This window comes from Paenibacillus sp. PK1-4R (assembly GCF_030369595.1).
Lineage (GTDB): Bacteria > Bacillota > Bacilli > Paenibacillales > Paenibacillaceae > Paenibacillus.
The window spans coordinates 4157910-4180006 of the sequence record NZ_CP126535.1 but is presented as its reverse complement, the minus strand read 5'-3'; the positions used below and the strand labels follow the sequence as shown (position 1 = coordinate 4180006).

Annotated in this window: 2 protein-coding genes; both read left to right on the top strand. The window is 41.6% G+C overall.

What is annotated here, in order from left to right:
• Nucleotides 1-136: 136 nt before the first annotated feature.
• Nucleotides 137-12037 (top strand): non-ribosomal peptide synthetase, encoded by an 11901-nt coding sequence (locus QNO02_RS17990; RefSeq protein ID WP_289389547.1) that lies wholly within the window; start codon nt 137-139, stop codon nt 12035-12037.
• 35 nt (nt 12038-12072) lie between these two features.
• On the top strand, nt 12073-21894 hold the full coding sequence (locus QNO02_RS17985) for a non-ribosomal peptide synthetase (protein WP_289389546.1): 9822 nt from the start codon (nt 12073-12075) through the stop codon (nt 21892-21894).
• Nucleotides 21895-22097: the final 203 nt, after the last annotated feature.

Below are 22097 nucleotides of genomic sequence, written 5' to 3'. Positions count from 1 at the left end.
ATCAATCTCTATTTTTTACCATATAGTAACAATAAATTGATTGATTTTACATATATTTCTATGGTAAAATTTTGCTTGAAAATATGTGTAAATAATTAGATAAGCATGTTAGAGATGATTCATTTGGAGGAGAGATATGTATACTAATCAGTTTCAAACACTAGTGGATGTTATCCGCGACAGAGGTAAAATAACGGACCGCGGTATTCGTTTTATTGATGCGGACAAACGTGAAACTTTTATATCTTATCATCAATTATTTACTGAGGCACAAGGGTATTTAGGTTATCTACAAGCCATCGGAATTAAACCTAAACAAGAGATTATTTTTCAGATTCAAGAAAACAAACGGTTTTTAGTCGCATTCTGGGCTTGTATACTCGGTGGAATGATCCCTATCCCTGTAAGTATTGGTGAAGATGAAGAACAAAACTTGAAAGTATGCCGTATTTGGAATTTGCTAAATAACCCTTTCATGATTGCATCTGAGAATGTGCTGGATAAAATGAAGAGATTTGTTTTGGAACATGACATGCTTGATTTCCATCATCAATTAGAAGTCAGAACGGATATGATCCAAGACACCATATATCATTATGAATCTATTAATAATATAGTTGAACCTCAGTCTGATGACTTGGCATTTATTCAATTCTCTTCTGGATCAACCGGTGATCCCAAAGGCGTAATGCTCACCCATCGAAACCTGATTTATAATACTTGTGCTGCTATTAATGGCACACAAATTAGCTCAAACGATAGTTTTCTCTCCTGGATGCCCCTTACCCATGATATGGGTTTGATTGGATTTCATCTCGTACCCCTCGTGGCAGGAATTCATCAGTACTTGCTCCCAACGGAATTATTTATTCGCAAACCGATTCTATGGATGAAAAAAGTAAATGAACACAAAGCAACCATACTGTCTTCTCCTAACTTTGGTTATAAATACTTCCTGAATTTCTTTCGCGAAGACAAAGCGGAGGGATGGGATCTGTCATCTGTCAGAGTCATTTATAATGGGGCGGAACCTATATTACCCGAAGTGTGTGATGAATTCCTAAATGTATTGTCAGCATATCACTTAAAGAAAACAGCCATGTTTACCGTATATGGATTAGCAGAGGCCTCTGTTGCTGTCTCCTTTCCCAAGGTAGATGAAGAATTTACTGCGGTGTACGTTCACCGGGATCATCTGAACTTGGGGGAGCGTGTCATCGAAGTCGAGAAACATGCTGAACATGTAGCATCATTTGTTGCCGTTGGCGAAGCAATTGATTATTGCCATGTTAGAATTTGCGATGAGGAAATGAACAGTGTTCCCGATTTGGTTATTGGAAAAATTCAAATCAAGGGGGATAACGTTACCCAAGGTTATTATAACAATTCACTAGCAACGGAGAAGTTATTAACGCACGACGGATGGGTGAATACAGGAGATCTGGGTTTCATCATGAACGGAAAACTGGTTGTAACAGGGCGGGAAAAAGACATTATCTTTATCAATGGTAAAAATGTATATCCCCATGACATTGAACGTGTCGCCATACAATTAGATGATATTGAACTCGGAAGAGTTGCTGCTTGTGGTGTGTATGATTCGAATAGTCAAAGTGAAGAAATTATTTTGTTTGTCGTGTACAAAAAAAAGATCGAACACTTCCTGCCTCTTGTTAAAGAAATCAAAAGACACCTATATAAACATGGGGGATGGAGTGTCAAAGAGGTACTGCCCATCAAAAAATTACCCAAAACAACAAGTGGGAAAATCCAGCGGTATCAGTTAGCCAAGCAGTATGAAGCAGGCAAATTCTCAACAGAATCTGCATTCATCCATGACTGGATCAAGAATGACAATGACAAGGCAAAAGAAAAGGTTGCTGTTTCGGTTCGAGTCATAGAACGTGAATTAACTTCACTATTTTCTGAAGTGCTGGTTGGGAAAAAGGTTGAACTTGAGGATAGCTATTTTGATATGGGTGCAACTTCATTACAGCTGGCCCAAATTGCTGAACGTATAGAACAAAAATACGGAGAAGAGCTTGCTGTTACGGACCTCTTTACCTATCCCTCGATAACTGAATTGGCAGCATATCTGGCTAGAGGCTACAGCGAGACCATGCAAGTCAACAAAAATCAAGAGGATCATACGCCATCCAAAGATATTGCTATTATCGGTATGTCTTTGAATCTCCCTGGTGCATCAAATGCAAGCGAGTTTTGGCGTGTTTTGGAAAATGGAACACATAACATTCGGGACTACCCGGAAAGTCGGATAAAAGACGCAGCGGATTATATACAATCCATGCGAAGTGAAATGAGCGAAATTCAATGGATCAAGGGTGGTTACTTGGATCAAATTGATCAATTCGACTATTCTTTCTTTGGCATAACCCCAAAAACTGCACAATTTATGGACCCGAATCAAAGGATGTTCTTGCAAACGGCATGGCATACGATTGAAGATGCCGGGTATGCAGGGGAAGGAATCAATGGAAGAAATGTGGGCGTGTACGTGGGATATTCCAAAGTTGGGTATGATTACGAACGGCTCGTGACGGCGAGTTACCCCGCAGAACTCAAAAATTATATCATTGGAAATTTACCATCTGTACTGGCGAGCAGAATTGCATATTTCTTGAATTTAAAAGGCCCGGCCTTAACGATTGATACCGCTTGTTCCTCCTCACTTGTTGCTGTTCACATGGCATGTAAAGGGTTGCTCGCTGGAGACTGTGAAATGGCAATCGCAGGAGGCATTCGAACGGCATTATTACCGATAAGTATCGGACTGGATATGGAATCTCCAGATGCATTGACGAGAACGTTTAGTGAAGATGCCAACGGCACGGGATTTGGCGAAGGTGTTGGGTCGGTCATGTTGAAGCCAATGCAGCAAGCGATTAAGGACGGGGATCATATCTATGGTGTGATTAAGGGAAGTGCGATTAATCAGGATGGCAAGACGGTAGGAATCACAGCACCTAACCCGGAGTCACAGACCAATGTGATCGAACAGGCTTGGAAGGAAGCCGGTATTTCTCCTGATACGCTTAACTTTATTGAAGCACATGGAACAGGGACAAAATTAGGTGATCCGGTTGAGTTCAATGCTTTGCGTAAAGCTTTTGAGAAATATACGGCTCGGAAACAATTTTGTGCAATCGGATCTGCCAAAGCTAACATTGGACATGGCTTTGAAGCGGCGGGGATCGCTGGATTAATTAAATCTATTCTTATGTTTCAACATAGAAAGATTCCACCATTGGTTCACTTTGACAAGCCTAATCCCCTGCTTAAGTTTGAAGCTTCACCTTTTTATGTGAATCAGGAATTAATGGCTTTTGGTGAAGTAGAGGGTCCATTAAGATGCGGGGTTAGTTCTTTTGGTTTCAGTGGTACCAATGCGCATGTGGTTCTCGAAGAATATGTTCCTTCCCCAACCGTAGATAAAAGAATGTCCCAAGAGCCTAATTTATTTGTTCTGTCTGCTGCCACGGAACGGGCGCTGGATGAATTGGTCAGAACGTATCATGAATATCTAACTGATCACACGGATGTTTCCATACAACAAATCTGTTATACAGCCAGTACGGGAAGGGCTAATCTGGATTATCGGCTTGCCATCGTAGTCACGAGTACACAAGAATTACATGAAAAATTGAAACGAATTGCAAGCGGAGAGGGTAAACTGCCAAATGTTTATTTTGGTTATGCCAAAAAAGACAAAACGCTTGTTAGCGATCATCTCTATGCTGGGGGAAAGGCAGAATCTTTAAATGAACTCGGTCAGTTATTTACACTGGGGGCAGTGATTGATTGGGAAAGGTTTTATGATCATGAAGTCATTCGGAAAATTCCATTGCCTCTATATCCATTTGAGCAGAAGCGGTGTTGGATTGAAGTCAAACATACGATACCAGCGGGACATAGGTCAGAGAGGAATGAGGTTCAAATGGAGATGAATACAAACGATATTGAATTAAAGATTAAAACAAGCATCAGTCGTGCATCTGGTTTGAAGTTGGAAGAGCTGGATCATCAAGCTCATTTTCTCCAAATGGGATTGGATTCCATCATTCTTGTGCAAATTCAAAAGGAGATCTCAGAGCTGTTCCGTTTGAATATCCCGATGGAAATGTTTTTTGAAACCCTTACAAATATTAATTCCTTAGTTAAATATGTGTCAGAGAATATAAAGCATAACGATATATCTGAAAATATAAACAATCAAACAGTTCAGGAGCATACTGAACAACGAAATCTGGCATCTGTGAACAATATAAACACGGCAAAATCATCAGGGAATGTGTCGGAACAAATTGTGATGTCTGCCATTCAGCTCATGGAATCCCAATTAAAAAGTTTGAATGTGCTGTTAGGCGAGCAAATGACTGCTGTTCAATCGCCTCTTTTGGAGATGAAACAGCATGAAACCAAACATCATGAAACCAAACCAACCAAAGAGATCCAACCCAATTCGGAATCGAAGGAAGCCAAACCTTTTATACCGTATCAATCGTTGAAAATTCATGAAGAGAGTGGATTCTCAGCGCTTCAGAACCAGTATGTTGAACAATTTATAGCCAAGTATACCGCAAAGACAAAAAGCTCCAAATATAAAACGAGCCAAACTCGTTATGCCCATGCGAATAATCGCAATGTGTCCGGATTCCGTTCGTATTGGAAGGAAATGGTGTATCCTATCATTTCAACTCGTGCAGAGGGATCTAAGATATGGGATATGGACGGGAACGAGTATTTGGATCTGACGATGGGATTTGGTGTGAATCTATTTGGCCATAATCCAGCATTTATTCAAAATGTAATAGCAGACAGCCTCCAGGAACAATTGCCTCCATTGGGCCCTATGTCAGACTTGGCAGGAGATGTCGCAGCTAAAATTTCCGAGCTAACGGGTGTAGAGCGTGTCGCATTTTATAATTCAGGAACAGAAGCTGTCATGGTTGTACTTCGTTTAGCGAGGGCAGCAACGGGGCGTTCCAAAGTTGTATTATTTTCAGGATCTTATCACGGTACACATGACGGCGTGTTGGGTATAGCGAATCCTGAGGATGCTTTATCGTCTGCGCTGCCTATGGCTCCTGGTATTGTAAATAGCGCTATGGAAGATTTGATTATTCTTAATTATAACCATCCACAATCCCTGGAAATGATTCAGAACCTGGGTGATGAATTGGCTGCTGTGCTTGTAGAGCCGGTGCAAAGTCGAAGACCTGATATGCAGCCAACACAATTCTTGCGGGAACTTAGAGAGATCACGAAACAGTTTGGTATTGCACTTATTTTCGATGAGGTCATCACTGGATTCAGAATCGGTCTGGGTGGAGCACAGGATTGGTTTGGGGTTCAAGCCGATTTGGTTACGTATGGGAAAGTGGTCGGTGGCGGGCTGCCTATTGGCATAGTCGCGGGTAAAGCTGAATTTATGAATCCGGTAGATGGTGGAACCTGGAACTTTGGTGATGATTCTTACCCTTCCGATGCAGATAAGAAAACGTTTGTCGGTGGAACCTTCTGTACACACCCTCTTACGATGAGAGTGACGTTAACGGTACTGCAGTATCTTCAATCCGAAGCAGGAACTTTATATAAGGAATTAAATGAAAAAACAGATTATCTTGTTAAAGAATTAAATGCGTTTTTCAAAACAGCGAATGTACCGATGCAAATGGTGAACTATGGATCTTTATTTCGATTTATATCATTTGGAGATATGGAATTATTCTTCTACCATTTAATTTATAAAGGTTTATATATTTGGGAAGGCCGTAACTGTTTTATATCGACTGTTCATTCCATGGGTGACATGGATACGATAATCAGAATCGTGAAAGAGACGATCCATGAACTACGCGAGTGGGGGTTTATCCCTGGTGAATCGCCTGTTTCGGAATATCCGCTCTCTTTAGAGCAAAAACAATTACTGTTAACTTCATTACATGGGGAAGATGCGAATGCTGCATTAAATCAGAGTGTTATTTTAAAAATGAAAGGTGGAATAAAGCCTTCCACACTGGATCAGGCCGTGAATCAGATCGCACAGCGTCATGAAGCCCTGAGAACAGTCATTCATGCCGATCGTGAAACACAACAAATCAGATCCGTAATGGAATTTCAATGTACATGGTTGGATTTCTCGGCATATGCAGGTGAGGATCAAGAACGGGAAATTTCAAATTGGTTATCTGCCGATGCAAATGAAGCCTTCGATTTACAGTCTGGGGAACCTCTATTTAGAATCACCTTGCTTAAAAAGGCAGCCGATCAATACCTTATGGTGCTGACATTTCATCATATTATTGTAGATGGCTGGTCGATTGCTGTATTCATTCAAGAGTTGGAACATACCTATTCTGCTCTGGTCCGAGGAGTTCCGATTCAATTACCTGAAGCCACTCCATTCCGTGAGTATTTAAGATGGCAACGCCTTGAACATGAAAAAGGCTCATTTACCGAAGGAGTCCAGTTCTGGAAAGAACATTTTTCCTTATCCTATCCCAACATTTCACTTCCAACGGTACAGTCCGATGATGTGCCCAGGGGATATTCTGGTGAAAGGTATTCCATCAAGTTGGATCATCAATTAACAGAGTCTTTGCGAACGTTAAGTATAAATAATAAGAGCAGTTTGTTTGTAACGATGTTTGCAGCGTTTCATTTATATTTGCATCAACTAACAGGGCAGTCTCACCTTGTCATCGGCGTGCCTACAGCGGGTCAGTCTCATATGGGAAAAAATGCGCTGATTGGCAACTGTGTCAACATTGTACCTGTTCATCATGCCTTGTTAACGAAGCAGTCCGTCGTAGAGCATGTTCTTCAGCTCAAGGAAACGCTGGCTCTTGTCATGAAGCATCAGCATGTCCCACTGACTCTCGTATCCGAACAGCTTGCTCATATGACTGCACCGGATACCCGGATTTTATTCAATATGGACAGAACGATTCATCATCTTCAATTTGAAAATATCAAGACTGAATTCATGTCGTATCCGATCAAACATATTTCTTACGATTTATTTCTTAATATTACGGATGTTAGCCATGAATTGTATCTGGATTTTGATTACAATACCGATCTCATTGGACCTGAGATGATGAAATTGTGGTCCGAAGGATTTAAGTGTTTACTGCAAAATATGGTGAGTCATCCAGAGGCTGAAATTTCGTCTTTGACGTTGTTCTCATCCGAGCAACAGGATCAATTACAAGAGATGTACAATCGATTTGTTACGGAGCGTCTTCCTCACGTTAATCATGCAGCCATATTCGAGCCTCCAGTCAATGTAGTGGAGAAAAAGCTGGCTTTGATCTGGGTAGACGTATTATCCCTCGATCAAGTGGGGAGACATGATCACTTTTTTGATCTCGGAGGAAACTCGCTCAAGGCGACTGTAATGCTATCCAAGGTACATGAGCAGTTTCAACATAAAATTTCAATCGTTCAATTCTTCCAAAACCAACGTCTGAAAGAGCTTGCCAGTCTGATTACAGGCGAGAGCGAGGAAACATTCATTCCAATCAAGGCATTGGACGTGAAGGAGTTCTATGAGACGTCAGCTGCACAACAGCGAATCTACTTTCTGGATCAATTTGAGCCTAATAGTGTGTTTCAGAACATGTGCGGCCATATCACGGTCACAGGAAATATCGATGAAGCTAAACTAATTTCGTCATTGGAACAAATCGTGCACCGTCACGAAGCTTTTCGCACCAGTTTCCATCTGATGGATGGAGAGCTTTACCAGCGTATTGCTCCAACGATTGATTTTGAAGTAAAACAATCTCAGGAAAGCTCTGCTTCATTCGAACAACATGTTAAGGCGTTTGCAAAACCATTTGATTGCTCCAAAGCGCCATTAATACGTGCCGAATTTATTCGTATAAACGATGATCATGCAGAGATTCTCATCGAGATGCATCATATTATATCGGACGGATATTCCGTTGGCATTCTTGCGAATGAACTGATCGATGTGTATGACGGAAGAAACATGCCGGAAATTGAGATTGAATACAAAGACTTTGCAGCTTGGCAGAAAGAATTTCTGGCGGGGGAGTCTTATAAGCAGCAAGAAAAATATTGGCTGGATCAATTCAAAGGAGAACTCCCGAACCTTAATCTGCCTAATGATTTTGTTCGGACACCTCATTTGACTTCGGCAGGTTCAAGATTGTCATTTGTGTTGGACGCACACTTGAAGCAGTCGCTGGAGAAGCTTGCGAAACAAACGGGAACTACGATGTTTATGGTGTTATTGGCAGCGTATAATGTGCTGCTTCATCAATATACGGATCAAGAAGACTTGATTGTAGGTACACCAACATCAGGAAGAAACCATCCGGATGTCGAGAATATGATAGGTGTCTTTATCCAGACGGTAGCGATTCGATCACAGCCGGTGGGGAATAAGTCATTTCGATCCTATCTCGAGGAAATAAAAAAACAATCCCTGGATGCATTGGATAACCAGGACTATCTTTTTGACAATCTTGTAGAGAAATTAAACACACATCGTGATACCACTGGGACAGCACTTTTTAATACGATGTATATCTTCTTAAATACCGCGTTGAATCAACGGCAAGAACAGGATTGCAGCTTTAAAGTTAGAGAATTAAATGTCGGTGTATCGTTGTATGATCTGATGTTCATCGTTGAGGATGATAACGAGTGTCTGGAAATGCACTTTAATTACAAGACGGAGCTGTTTGAACGGGATACCATCGACAAAATGAAAACACATCTGTTTAACATCCTCAGAGACATTGTGATCGAACCTGATATTGCCTTGTCCGATATTCAAATGCTGTCTGAACATGAGCAGAACGTTCTTTTATATGACTTTAATGATACCAACATAGAATATTCCCGGGATCAGGCCATCCAGGAATTATTCGAAGCACAGGTGGAACGGACACCCGATCAATTAGCCGTCGCTTTTGGAGATGAGCAATGGACGTATCATCAATTGAATGAACGGGCGAATCAGTTGGCATATACGCTTAGAGCTGAGGGAGTGCAGCAGGATCAATTTGTAGGTATTCTGACAGATCGTTCGATTGATATGATCGTTGGCATCTTTGGCATTCTAAAAGCAGGCGGGGCGTATGTACCGATTGATCCGGATTCTCCTGAAGAGCGTATCCGCTATATCCTGCATGATTCGGGGGCAACGTTGTTAGTCACGCAAAAGCATTTGAAGCAGTTGGTATCGTTTAATGGAAAAATGATTGATTTGGACGATGAAGAAACCTATGCAGCTAATCTGTCGAATCTGGAACCGGCAGGGAATTCAGAGCAGTTGGCTTATGTGATCTATACTTCAGGCACAACAGGCATGCCAAAAGGTGTGATGATCGAACATCGTCAGGTTCATCATTTGGTTAAAGCGTTGTACATTCAAGTTATAGATGATCAGCATAGCGGTTTGCATGTCGCTTTACTTGCGCCTTACTATTTCGATGCATCTGTGAAGCAGATTTTTGGTGCACTGCTGTCAGGACATGCCTTGTACATTGTAGACAAGGACACGGTACTGGATGGACAAGATTTGATGAATTATTATCAGCACCACCAAATTGATTTGACGGACGGAACACCTGCACACCTGAAATTGCTTTCGAAGGCAAAAAACGTTCAAGGCATATCGCTAAAATATATGCTCATTGGCGGTGAAGCTCTTTCTCAGCAAAGTGTAAATGATATCACATCATTATTTGCTCACAATCATATAACGCCTCCAACCATAATTAATGTGTACGGTCCAACAGAATGTTGTGTGGATGTTGCGACATACCGTGTACTTCCAGAACACCTGGATACAGCGAATCAACGAGCTCACCTACCGATTGGTCGAACATTAGGAAATAATCGCCTGTATGTATTGAACAAACATGGCAAAGTTCAGCATGTAGGCGTCGTAGGGGAATTATGTATCTCTGGCGATGGGGTTGGTAGAGGATACTTGAATTTACCTGAGCTGACAGCAGAAAAATTTGTACGCGATCCGTATGTCCAGGGAGCGACAATGTATAAAACGGGAGATTTGGTGAAATGGCTTCCCGATGGCCATATCGAGTATTTGGGAAGAATGGATCACCAGATTAAAATTCGCGGATACCGGATCGAAGTAGGGGAAGTCGAAGCAGCACTGTTAAATATAGAGTGTGTGAAAGAAGTTATCGTTATGTCACATGAGGATGATCACGGGGACAAATCGTTATGTGCATACTTTACAGCGGATTCCACGCTGACGGTGGGAGAGTTAAAACAAAGCCTCTCTAAGGTGTTGCCGAATTACATGGTTCCAGCCTACTTTATACAATTGGATCACATGCCTCTGACATCGAACGGGAAAATCGATCGCAAATCGCTTCCGAGTCCAGAAGAAAACATACAAACGGGAAGTGAATATATAGAACCCCAAACTGGGGTGGAAAAACAGTTGCTGCCTATTTGGCAGGATGTGCTTGCCGTGAAAAAAATCAGTGTAAAAGATCATTTTTTTGATGTAGGAGGCAACTCTTTACGTGCGACCAAACTGGCCGCCAAAATCAATCAAAAGCTGAATATCCGCATATCGGTAAAAAACGTCTTTGAATGGCAGACCATTGAACAGATGGCTCAATCTATTGAACAAATGGAACAGGATGTATTAGTGTCCATTCCTCAAGTAGAGGAAAAAGAATATTATCCTATTTCTTCGGCGCAAATGAGAATGTACATTATGAGCATCAAAGCCGGCAAGGAACTCATGTACAACATGTCAGGTATGTTTATGTTGGAAGGATCGCTTGATCGGATCAGATTGGAAGAAGCATTCCAACAATTGATTCATCGTCATGAATCGCTTCGGACCGCATTCAAAGTCATACACGGAGAACCGAAACAGATCGTATATTCTGAAGTGAATTTTGGGATTGAATCGATCAAGTCAACGGAAGAAGAGATCGAAGACCAGATTGAACAATTTGTTCGATCATTTGATCTCGGGCAAGCACCTCTTATGAGAGTGAGGCTGATTGAGCTTCAGCAGGAGCGTCATGTATTGCTGGTAGATCTCCACCATATCATTGCAGACGGACTATCTGTACAGCTTCTAATGACTGAACTTAGCCAGTTCTATAAGGGAGAGGAGCTATCTCCTCTTCGAATTCAATATAAGGACTATGCTGAATGGCAGCAAATGCAACTTCATAGTGAGCGGATGAAAAAGCAGGAGAAGTATTGGCTTACTGTGTTTGGTGAGAGTATCCCGCTATTGGATCTGCCAACAGACTATGAAAGACCTGAAACGCTAAGCTATGCGGGAGATGTATTGGACATTGTTGTGCAGGAAGACCTCCTTCCAGGCTTGAGAAAAATGGAAGCTTTGACAGGAACAACGCTATACATGATTCTATTAGCCGCCTATACCATTCTGTTGTCTAAATACAGCGGACAAGAAGATATCATCGTGGGCACGCCGATTGCAGGCAGGACACATGCTGAGCTGGAGCCGGTCATGGGGATGTTCGTAAACACACTGGCTATTCGAAATTATCCTGCAGGGGATAAAACTTTTACGGAGTATCTGCTGGAAGTCAAAGAAAATATGTTGAACGCATATGAGAATCAGGATTATCCGTTTGAAGAATTGATTGAGAAAGTAAATGTAACCAAAGATGCTCGGAGGAATCCGTTGTTTGACACCATGTTTGTATTGCAGAATACAGATGCTTCAGAGATTCAGATGGATGGAGTAACCTGTAAGCCTTATGCTCCTAATACGAGAGTATCCAAATTCGATTTAACGCTGTATGTTACCGAATTGCAACACAAGTTAGAAGTGGCCTTTGAATACAGTACGATTTTATTTGAGAAAACAACGATTGAAGCGATGTCACAAAATCTGTTGGTCATATTAACAACCATTGCCAACGACCCTCATATTGAAATCAACAAGATTCAATTGGTTGAAGAATTAATAGATGGGGATACGCTGGCTGATCTAATTGAAGTAGATTTCTAAAATAACTAAAAATATAAATGTGATCGGGGTGCCGTATGTCTATTTTTAAGAAACAGGAATCGTATTGGGCAAGCCGATTTGAAGATGATGATCATCTTGTTCATTTGCCTTATTGCAAGACAACCTCCAAACACCCAGACGATACGCAGCACCAGAATGCTATATATAAGTCTTTGTCAGCCGATGTTTCACATAAAATCAAGTCCATGTCGCGAAATGCTCCTATGGCGATATATACGATCTTATTAACGGGAGTTCAGTGTCTGTTATATAAATACACGAATGAAACCAAGATGATTATTGGCATACCAACGATGGAAGAAAAGAACAATGATCTATCGCTCTCGAATAAGGTTCTTGTCTTAAAAAATAATATCAATCATGCGATGACATTCAAATCCTTATTTAATCAAGTGAAGTCCAGTTTAACCGAAGCTATTCAGCATCAACGAATCCCTTTCAGAAAAATGGTTGAACGTTTAAATGTTCAGTATGATTCGAACCATGTACCTCTGATTCATACCTTGGTTTCGTTGAATGAAATTCATCCTGCCCTTGATGAAAATAACGTAAAAGCGGCGACAATGTTCCACTTTGATCTGGAGAACGACTCCATTCAGTTAAGATTAGTTTATGATGATGATCGTTATGATCGAGAGTATATGGTTCAAGTTGTAGAACATCTTGACCAATTGTTATCCGTTGTGCTGTACCAACCTGATCTGGAGTTAAGTCAAGTTGATATGTTATCAGAGTTTCATCGAAACAAGCTGTTATATGACTTTAACGATACAAGGGTGGGGTATCCACAGAACAAGACGATGCATCAATTATTTGAAGAACAGGTGGAACGAACACCGGACCATCCGGCAGTCGTATTTGAGAATAGACAGTTAACGTACAGAGAGTTAAATCAAAAATCCAACCAATTGGCCCGATTGCTTCAAGCTAAGGGGGTGCAGGCGGGTCAGTTCGTTGGCATTATGGCAGAGCGCTCACTTGAGATGATCATAGGTTTATTCGGTATTCTAAAAGCTGGCGGGGCATATGTCCCAATCGATCCGGAATATCCGCCAGATCGTATTCATTATATCCTTGAGGATTCAAAAGTGGCTTGGTTGCTGCATCAAAGTCATATACAGAAACCTGAACATTATGCAGGGACATTTGTTATTCTGGATTCTGAAATAAATCACCATGATCATCATTTAAGTTTGGAAGATGGAGCGATCTCCAGTGATTTGGCATACATGATCTACACGTCTGGAACAACAGGTCATCCCAAAGGCGTAATGATTGAACATGCCAGCATTGTGAATTCCCTGCAATGGAAATCGGATTTTTATCATTTTACCGGAGATGATCGGGTATTAATGCTGAATCCTTTCGTTTTTGATTCATTTATTACTCATTTCTTTGGTCCGATGATATCTGGCTCGACAGTGTACTTGTTAAACCAGCAACAGTGTAAAGATGCTGTAGCCATCAATACGATGATCAAAAAACAGGAGATCACGCACATTCAAAGTCCACCCAGTTTCTTGATGACACTGTTGGAACAAGTAAGCGCGGAAGATTGGGCATCCATGAAAAATGTGGTGGCTGCGGGAGAGAAGATTGTTCCTGCCTTAATACACAAATTACAGCGCATCAATCCACTGATTGAAGTGTGTAATGAATACGGTCCAACCGAAAATAGTGTTGTATCCACAGTTCTGTCGATCAAGTCGGCAGATCAAAATATCTCAATCGGGAAGCCTATTGCGAACAATAGAGTCTACATTTTAGGAGAACGGAATGAATTGCAGCCTATTGGAGTTCAGGGAGAATTATGTGTAGCCGGAGCAGGGCTATCCAGAGGTTACTTGAACCGTCCAGATCTGACGGCGGAGAAATTCGTGGATGATCCATTTGTTTCGGGAGCGAAAATGTACAAGACAGGTGACTTCGCAAGATGGCTGCCCGATGGGAACATAGAGTATATAGGAAGGGGAGATCATCAAGAGAAAATTCGTGGACACCGGATTGAACTGGGTGAAGTGGAGACGGCTCTTCTAAATAGTACCCAGATAAAAGAGGCCATCGTCATAGCCAGAGAAGATGAAACGGGAACGAAACAATTATGTGCGTACCTGGTAGGAGAGGATGCAATCACGATTGGGGAACTGCGGGGGGCGCTGTCCCAGCAGCTGCCAAACTACATGATTCCGTCCTATTTTGTACAGCTGGATCAGATGCCGCTCACGTCTAACGGGAAAATCGATCGCAAAGCTTTGCCTGCTCCCAAAGAACATATGTTGAAGGGCATGGAGTACGAAGCACCCCGAACGATGGTGGAACAACAACTTGTATCGATCTGGGAAGAGGTACTTGGGGTAGAGAACATTGGGATTTTGGATAATTTCTTCGAGCTTGGAGGAGATTCGATTAAATCCATTCAAGTTTCTTCGAGGTTATATCAAACAGGTTACCAGGTGCAGATGGATCATCTGTTTAAAAATCCAACCATAGCAAGATTGATTCCCTATGTTCAACCCATAAGTACCCTGTCAGAACAGGGAATCATCACTGGAAAAGTGATGCTGACTCCAATTCAACATTGGTTTTTTGAGCAATACAAGGTGGACGCCCATCATTATAATCAGTCCGTGATGTTGTATCGGAAAGAAGGTTTTCATGAAGCCACACTTCGCCATGTATTCGATAAACTGAGTGAGCATCATGATGCACTTCGTATGGTATATCGCCATACGGAGCGGGGGTATGAAGCGTGGAATGAAGGGCAGGAAAAGGAATCCTTATATACACTTGAAGTGATGGACTTTAAGTCATTAGCAGATCCGTCTCAAGAAATCGAGAAGAAGGCAAATGAAATGCAAAGCACGTTTAACGTGGAACGTGGACCCTTGATGAAGCTGGGCGTATTTCAATGTGCAGACGGAGATCATTTACTAATCGTTATTCATCATCTAGTCATCGACGGAGTTTCATGGCGAATTTTGATCGAAGACCTATCGAGGGGTTATGAACAATTAAGTGATGGCGAACCCATTCAACTACCGCAAAAAACGTCTTCCTTTCAATTATGGGCAGAACAGCTCCAGTTGTATGCGAACAGTGATGCGATAACGCAAGAGATTGCATATTGGAATGAGATTGAAAAAGCAACCTATAAGCCGTTACCTACAGATTTTAAAGCGGATCATGCACTGGAAAAAGACAGCGAAGAAATCACGATGGAATGGTCAGCGGCAGAAACGGAGCAATTATTAAAACAAGCGAATCGTGCTTATAAAACGGAGATTAGCGATTTGCTGCTCAATGCACTAGGCATGTCTATTCACCAATGGACAGGCATGGATAAAGTGCTGGTCAATCTGGAGGGACATGGAAGAGAACAAATTTTACCGGATCTCGATATTACACGAACGATCGGATGGTTTACAAGCCAGTATCCGGTTGTACTTGATATGGAAACAAGTTCAAATATGTCTCTTTTCATCAAAACAAACAAAGAAATGATTCGTCAAATCCCTAAAAAAGGGATTGGTTATGGTATTTTACGATATTTAAGTGCACATCAGCAAGAAACGCCCTTTACCTCGAATCCTGAAATTAGTTTTAACTATTTGGGACAATTTGATCAGGATCTTCAGAATAGTGGGATGCAGATCTCTCCCTATCCAGGCGGAGCAACAGCAAGCGACAATCACAGAAGAAATGTTCTTATCGATATGAATGCCTTAATTGTGGAAGGCAAATTGACGTTGTCACTTCGGTATAGTCGTACCCAATATCAAAAAGAAACGATGGAGCGAGTGGTAACATATTTTCGAGATCATCTGCAAGAAATAGTGATGCATTGTGTGACAAAAGAGAAGCCGGAATGTACACCAAGTGATCTAACGTTAAAAGGAATTACGATTGAAGAATTAGAAGGATTTGTTCAAGAATCGGAACACATTGGTGAAATCGAAGATATATATGCTTTGTCACCGATGCAAAATGGGATGTTCTTTCATCATTTGCTTCATTCAAAATCGGAAGCGTATTTCCTTCAAACCACGCTGGATCTTCATGGTCCGTTAGACGTGGAAGCTTTTACGAAGAGTCTGGATCAGTTGATGCAGCGAAATTCGATTCTCAGAACAAATTTTCATAGCAAATGGAAGAATGGACCTCTGCAAGTGGTATACCGTCATAAACGGAATGGGCTAATATACGAAGATTTGCGTGAGATGAACGAAAAAGATCGTGAAGCATACGTGGCAGAATATACAAGAGCAGATAAAATGAAAGGTTTCGACCTGTCTCAGGATGTGTTAATGCGTATTTCGATCTTGCGAACGGATGACCAAACCTATCGTTTCATTTGGAATTATCATCATATTTTGATGGATGGCTGGTGCCTGTCTCTTGTAATCCAGGAGTTGTTTGATGGATACTTTGCTATTCAGGAACAACGAAAACTGGAGGCAAAGAGTACGATTCCATACAAACACTATATTGAATGGCTGGACAACCAAGATCATGAAGAATCCCTGAAATACTGGAGTGACTATTTGCAAGGTTATGATGAGCAGACGACTTTGCCAAAAGAACATGCAATTACGAAGAGTGATGAATATCATTCAGAGCATATGATTTGTACACTTAGTCGGGAATTAACCGGACAAATCGCACAAGTCGCCAGTCAGAATCAGGTGACGCTGAATACGTTCATGCAGACAGCCTGGGGAATGTTGCTACAGATATATAACGGCAGTGAGGATGTTGTATTCGGAAGCGTGGTGTCGGGCAGACCTGCGGCGATTGTCGGAGTTGAGCGAATCATTGGTTTATTCATCAATACCATTCCTGTACGCGTTCAGACTAAAGGTAACGAGACATTTGCAGCGGTTATGAAACGGAATCAGGAACAAGCTGTGGCTTCGCATCCACATGACACGTATCCGTTATACGAGATTCAAGCGGAAACATCGCAAAAGCAAAATTTGATTGATCATATCCTGATATTCGAGAATTATCCTGTACAGGGCATTATGGAACAGTTTGGGGATCAGGAGGAGACAGCTCTTCGGATTACGAATGTAGAAGCAGATGAACAAACGAATTATGACTTTAACCTGATTATTAAACCAGGCCAATCCATGAAATGCATGTTCTATTACAATGCTAACGTCTATGATCGGGCAAGCGTAGAACGCATTCAAGGTCATTTGATTCAGATGTTGAAGCAAGTGGTCAACAATCCGAATATTCCGATCCATGACATTGACTTGACGACAACACAGGAGAAAACACAAATTTTGGAACAGTTTAATGATTCTATGGCTGAATATCCAATGGACAAGACAATTCATGGACTGTTTGAGGAACAGGCGGCAAGGACTCCTGCACACGTTGCGGTTGTATTTGAGGATCAACATTTGAACTATCAAGGGCTGAACGAGAAAGCCAACCAATTGGCAAGAACGCTGAAGGCTAAAGGCATTCAAAATGATCAGTTAGTCGGGATCATCGCTGATCGTTCGCTAGACATGGTTGTAGGAATCCTTGCGATTTTGAAAGCGGGTGGTGCATACGTGCCGATTGATCCCGAATATCCAGAGGATCGTGTAAACTACATGCTTGAGGATTCGGGTGTACATGTATTATTGCTGCAAAGTCATTTGCAAGAACGCATCTCTTTTGCAGGAAAGGTCGTTTGCCTGGATCTATCTGAGTCCTATCATGAAGATCATTCCAACTTGGGAGTGACTGCTGCACCAACAGGCCTGGCATATGTAATTTATACCTCAGGAACAACAGGTAAACCAAAAGGGACATGTATTGAACATAAAAATGTGGTGCGATTGTTGTTCAATAGTAAAAATTTGTTTGATTTTAATGCATCAGATACATGGACATTATTCCATTCTTTTTGTTTTGATTTTTCGGTATGGGAAATGTATGGGGCATTGCTCTATGGCGGAAAACTGGTTATCGTACCTCAAATGACGGCAAAAAGTCCGGAACAATTTCTACAATTGTTAAAAGACGAGCAAGTGACGATATTGAATCAAACGCCAACGTATTTCTATCATCTTCTTCAGGAAGAACTGGCAGGTCATGCAGCAGATCTGAAATTAAGAAAAGTGATTTTTGGAGGAGAAGCCCTCAATCCCGTGTTATTGAAGGGATGGAAGCTGAAATATCCATTTATCCAGTTAATTAATATGTATGGGATAACCGAAACAACGGTTCATGTAACTTATAAGGAAATAACCGACATTGAAATACATGCTGGAAAGAGCAATATTGGAAAACCAATCCCGACGTTGCAGACCTATATTCTGGATAAACATCAACGCATTCAACCGATCGGTGTTCAGGGAGAATTAGTTGTAGCAGGTGAGGGCCTTGCCAGAGGTTATCTGAACCGGCCTGATTTAACCGCAGAGAAATTTGTTGATCACCCCTGGATTACAGAAGGGAAAATGTATCGCACAGGAGATGCCGCAAGATGGTTGCCGGATGGAAATATTGAATATCTGGGACGAATCGATCATCAAGTGAAAATTCGCGGTTACCGAATTGAGCTTGGCGAAGTGGAAACTGCACTTTTGCAAATAGACTCCATTCAGGAAGCAGTCGTTATTGCCCGTGAGCATGAGGATGGTTCGAAGCAGTTGTGTGCGTATTGGAAAGGCCACAGCTCACTGACAGCGAAGAAAATCAGAATGGCATTATCTCATGAAATTCCGGATTATATGATCCCGTCTTATTTTGTTCAATTAGAGCATATACCGTTAACTTCCAATGGAAAGGTTGACCGAAAGGCATTGCCATCTCCACAAGAACATATGCAAAAAGGGACCGAGTATATGGCGCCGCAGAACGCTGTAGAACAAGCGATCGTCTCTGCCTGGGAAGCTGTGCTTGGTGTTCAAAAGATTAGCACATTAGATCATTTCTTTGAACTCGGGGGCGATTCGATTAAATGTATTCAAGTTTCCTCACGACTGCTTCAAGCAGGGTATAAAGTGGAAATGAAGCATTTCTTCACCTATCCAACAGTAGCAGAGTTGAGTGAACACGTTACATCTGTGAGTACTATTTCTGACCAAGGGGAAGTTAGGGGACAAGTGATGCTGACACCTGTTCAGCGCTGGTTCTTTGATCAAAATATGGTGGACGCACATCATTACAATCAGGAAATGATGTTCTTTCGTGAAAAAGGGTTTGATGTCCGCTTTATTCACAGCATCATGGATAAGATCGTTAAACAGCATGATGCTCTCCGCATCCTTTATCGTCAAGCGCCTGAAGGTGGATATGAAGCGTGGAATCGAGGGGCAGACGAAGATGGATTATACAGCCTTGAAATCGTTGACCTCAAAACAGAAGCAGATCCTGCATCGTTCATTGAAAATAAAGCAAAAGAAATTCAGAGTGGTATGGATCTGTCTCACGGGCCTTTGATCAAACTTGGGTTGTTCCAATGTGCTGAAGGGGATCACCTGCTTATTGCCATCCATCATTTGTTGGTAGACGGGGTTTCATGGCGTATTTTATATGAAGATATTCAGACAGGACATGATCAGTTCTTGAGAGGCCAAGAAATCCAGCTTCCTCAAAAAACGACCTCGTTTAAACAATGGGCAGAACAATTGTCTACGTTTGCAGACAGTGCGGCGATGAAGCAAGAGAATCCATACTGGAGTCGTGTGGAGCAGGCCCAGCTAAGCCCGCTGCCTAAAGATATGGATTGTGATGAGACGATTGGCAAAGATAGTGAAACGATCACCATTCATTGGACAGCAGCGGAAACGGAGCAATTATTAAAACAGACACATCATGCGTACCATACGGAAATTAATGATATATTGCTAACGGCATTGGGAATGGCAGTTCATGATTGGACAGGCATGGGAGAAATTCTTGTAAATCTGGAAGGGCACGGTAGAGAAGACATCCTGCCAGAGCTGGACATTACGCGTACAGTGGGATGGTTTACGAGCATGTACCCCGTTATGATTACGATGGAGTCCGGGGCTGACTTATCAAGGAGGATTAAGACCGTCAAGGAAAGACTGCGTCAGATCCCAACTAAAGGCATTGGTTACGGGATTTCAAGGTATTTGTCACATGGAAATGAAGGATTCAAGTTAGAGAAAAATCCCGAAATTAGTTTCAACTATATGGGACAGGTGAATCAGGATTCGGGCCAAGATGGCATTAAATTCTCGCATTATTCCAGCGGACCATCCATAAGTGAAAACAACAAGAGACCTTTTGTACTTAATATGAATGGCATTGTTACAGAGGGTCGGTTGTCGCTGTCCATTAACTATAGTCAAAAACAATATCGCCGGGAAACGATGGAGCAATTGGCTTGTCTCTATAAGGAAGGTCTTAATAGAGTCGTTGAACATTGTGTAACGAAGGAACAAACCGAGCTTACGCCAAGTGATATTTCATGCAAGTCATTAACCATTGATCAATTGGATCAAATCGTGGAACAAACTGGGCACATCGGTCGAATCGAAAATGTGTACCCACTTACACCATTACAGAAGGAAATGTTGTACGAAAGTGAACGGAATCCAATTTCGGGCGCTTACTTTGTACAAATCATGTTTGATATGCGTGGTGATTTCGATGTTGCCTCTTTTGCGCAAAGTTTGGATCAATTAATGCAAAGGCATGCGATATTAAGAACTAATTTTTACAGTGATTTCGTGGACATCCCTCTTCAAATTGTGTATCAAGAGAAGGAATTTGAATTTATCTATGAAGATGTAGCTGGCAAAAGTGAGCTGCAAGGTAAAACGTATGTTGACGAGTATATTGAGCAGGACAAGGCAAGAGGATTTGACCTACAACGAGATTCGCTAATACGCATGTCTGTTTTACGAACAAAGCCTGAGGAATACCGCGTTATATGGAGTTTTCACCATATTTTGATGGACGGCTGGTGTATGTCTCTTGTAAGCAAAGAGATATTTGAAAATTATTTTGCGATTCGGGAAAATAGAAAGCCTCAAGTGACTCTATTAACACCGTATAGTCAATTCATTGAATGGCTGGAACAGCAAGATCATCAAGGTGCAATAACCTATTGGAGTCATTACCTGGAAGGTTATGAAGGGCAAACGAAATTGCCTGGAGAAAAAATCAAACCGAAACATGAAAGACAGGATTCCAGAACGCTAAACTGTTATTTGGATGATGTACTAATCGAGCAAATGAAACAGATTGCGGAACAGCAGCATGTAACGCTCCATACGTTAGTTCAGACTGCTTGGGGTGTATTGTTGCAGCAATACAATGAAAGCAATGATGTTGTATTCGGAAGTGTTGTATCGGGCAGACCGCCTGTTATTCCTGGGATCGAAAGTATGATTGGATTATTTATTAATGCGATTCCTGTTCGTATCCAGGCTCAGGCCGATGAGTCATTTATATCTTTAATGAAAAGGAATCAGGCACAAGCTGTGGAGTCACATGCATATGACACGTATTCGTTATATGATATTCAAAATCTGACCAAGCAAAAACAATCTCTGATTAACCATGTTGTTGTATATCAGAACTTCCCGGTAGAGCATCGAATGGAGAGTTTGGGCCAAAAAGGCGAAATACCGCTTGAAATTATGAATGTTGGGGGTACAGAACACAATAGTTTTGATTTTACTTTGATCGTCAAGCCCCATGAGAACATGAAGATCATATTGATGTATAATGCCAATGTGTATGACCTATCTACCGTTGAACAGATTCAAAAACACTTTATTTCCATGATTCAACAGGTGGTAAGTAACCCGGAAGTTAAAATAAACGAACTTGCGTTGAGTACGTCGAACATTTATTAATGGAAAAATAATGGGCCTCTCCAAAAGTGAGTTTCCTCCTCACTCAAAGCGCTAACGAATCTGACGCGTCTTAAGAGGTAGATCGATGTGAACGGCAAACTTTAACGAATCTCAGTAACGTTATTTCATCATATCGGGGTGTCAGAACCTAAAAAACGACCCAATCGACGAAATAACGTCTCTGTGATTCGTTACACCACAGA

Excerpts from the sequence above, each read along its gene's own strand:
- QNO02_RS17990 (WP_289389547.1), top strand. The coding sequence starts at position 137 with ATGTATACTAATCAGTTTCAAACACTAGTGGATGTTATCCGCGACAGA.
- QNO02_RS17985 (WP_289389546.1), top strand. The coding sequence starts at position 12,073 with ATGTCTATTTTTAAGAAACAGGAATCGTATTGGGCAAGCCGATTTGAA.